2 protein-coding genes are annotated in these 1,651 nt (G+C 48.6%); both read right to left on the reverse strand.

What is annotated here, in order from left to right; translation table 11 throughout:
• Positions 1 to 835: MetQ/NlpA family ABC transporter substrate-binding protein (locus tag ACTHUE_RS18180; protein WP_440424112.1), on the reverse strand; the 835-nt coding region annotated here is incomplete at its 3' end.
• 196 nt (positions 836 to 1,031) lie between these two features.
• Positions 1,032 to 1,649: a methionine ABC transporter permease gene (locus ACTHUE_RS18185; protein WP_440422997.1), complete on the reverse strand. Its 618-nt coding sequence runs from the start codon at positions 1,647 to 1,649 to the stop codon at positions 1,032 to 1,034.
• Between the last annotated feature and the right edge of the window lie 2 nt (positions 1,650 to 1,651).

A 1,651-nucleotide genomic window follows, 5' to 3' on the forward strand; every position in this document is an offset into this window, starting at 1 on the left:
ATTTGTAACCGGCAAAGCGTTTTTGTGAGTAAGCTTTGAACTCGTCAGAGTTGTAGGCTTCGGTTACATCTTTCAGCCATTGGCTGTCTTTGTCGGCAGTGCGGACGGCAGACCAGTTAACGTAGGCAAAGCTTGGCTCTTGGAACAGGGCTTCAGTCAGTTTCATGCCGCTGCTCATGGCGTAGTTGCCGTTAACGACGGCAAAGTCAACGTCGGCACGGCTGCGTGGCAGTTGGGCGGCTTCAAGCTCTACGATTTGGATGTTTTTTGGATTTTCGGCAATATCGTTTTTAGAAGCAGTCAGCGGATCAACGTCGGCTTTCAGTTTAATCCAGCCCAATTCGTTCAACATAACCAATGCACGGGCAAAGTTAGATGGGTCGTTAGGTGCAGAAACGCTGACGCCGTCTTTCACTTCGTCCAAAGATTTCAGTTTGCCAGGGTACAGGCCCAAAGGTGCAGTCGGTACTTGGAAGGCTTCAACGATGTCCAACTTGTGTTCTTTTTTGAAGTCGTCCAGATAAGGTTTGTGTTGGAAGATGTTAATGTCCAATTCGCCTTCAGCCAAAGCAAGGTTGGGGCGAACATAGTCGGTGAACTCGATCAGTTTGACTTTATAGCCTTTTTTCTCCAAAGCCGGTTGGATTTGGTCTTTTACCATATCGCCAAAGTCGCCGACGGTTGTACCGAAGACGATTTCTTTTTTCTCTGCGCCGTTGTCAGCAGAAGAAGCGGCAGAAGCAGCAGGCGCGCTGTCTTTTTGACCGCCGCAGGCAGCCAGTACGATGGCCAGCGCAGCGGCTGAAAGGGTTTTGAAGAATGTGTTGATTTGCATATTTTGCTCCTAATGGATGATAAAACGGTTTCAGACGGCCTCAAGCCGCCGCCGTCAAAAAAGAGGGATTGTAAATCTATTTTGGAAATATGAGGATGTTTTTTGTAAATTTATTTGGAATATATATCCTAATATGTTCTAAATAGATAACAGGCCGTCTGAAAAATAGTAATCTATTTCAGACGGCCTGGTTTGTTTAACGTTTATCCAGTTTGCGTGCCAATCTGTTGCCGATACCTTGAATCAGGATAACGAGTAAAACCAGGATGGCGACGATGAAGATGATGACTTCCATTTGATAGCGGTAGTAGCCGTAACGGATGGCAAGGTCGCCCAAGCCGCCGCCGCCAATCATACCTGCCGCCGCGCTGTACGACAGAAGGCCGATAGCCAGTACGGTAATGCTGGAAACCATACCTGCGCGTGCTTCATTCAAAAGCACTTTGCAGATGATGCTCATGGGGGAAGCGCCCATTGCGGAGGCCGCTTCAATCACGCCTCTGGGTACTTCGCGCAGGTTTTGCTCGACCAAACGAGCGAAGTAGAACAAGCCGGATACGCTCAATACCAATGAAGCGGCAACCGGGCCGATGGTCGTGCCGATGATGGCGCGTGTAACAGGAATCATGGCAATCATCAGGATGACGAAAGGAAACGCGCGCATCAGGTTGACCAGGTTGTCCAAAAATAAATTCAGCTGTTTGTTGTAGTGCAACTGATGGCTTGACGTCACAAACAGCAATACGCCCAAAATCGTACCGAAGATAACGGCGAAAGTAGTCGATAGGCCGACCATAATAAAGGTTTCGCCCAAGG

Source organism: Neisseria sp. P0021.S005 (assembly GCF_051956955.1).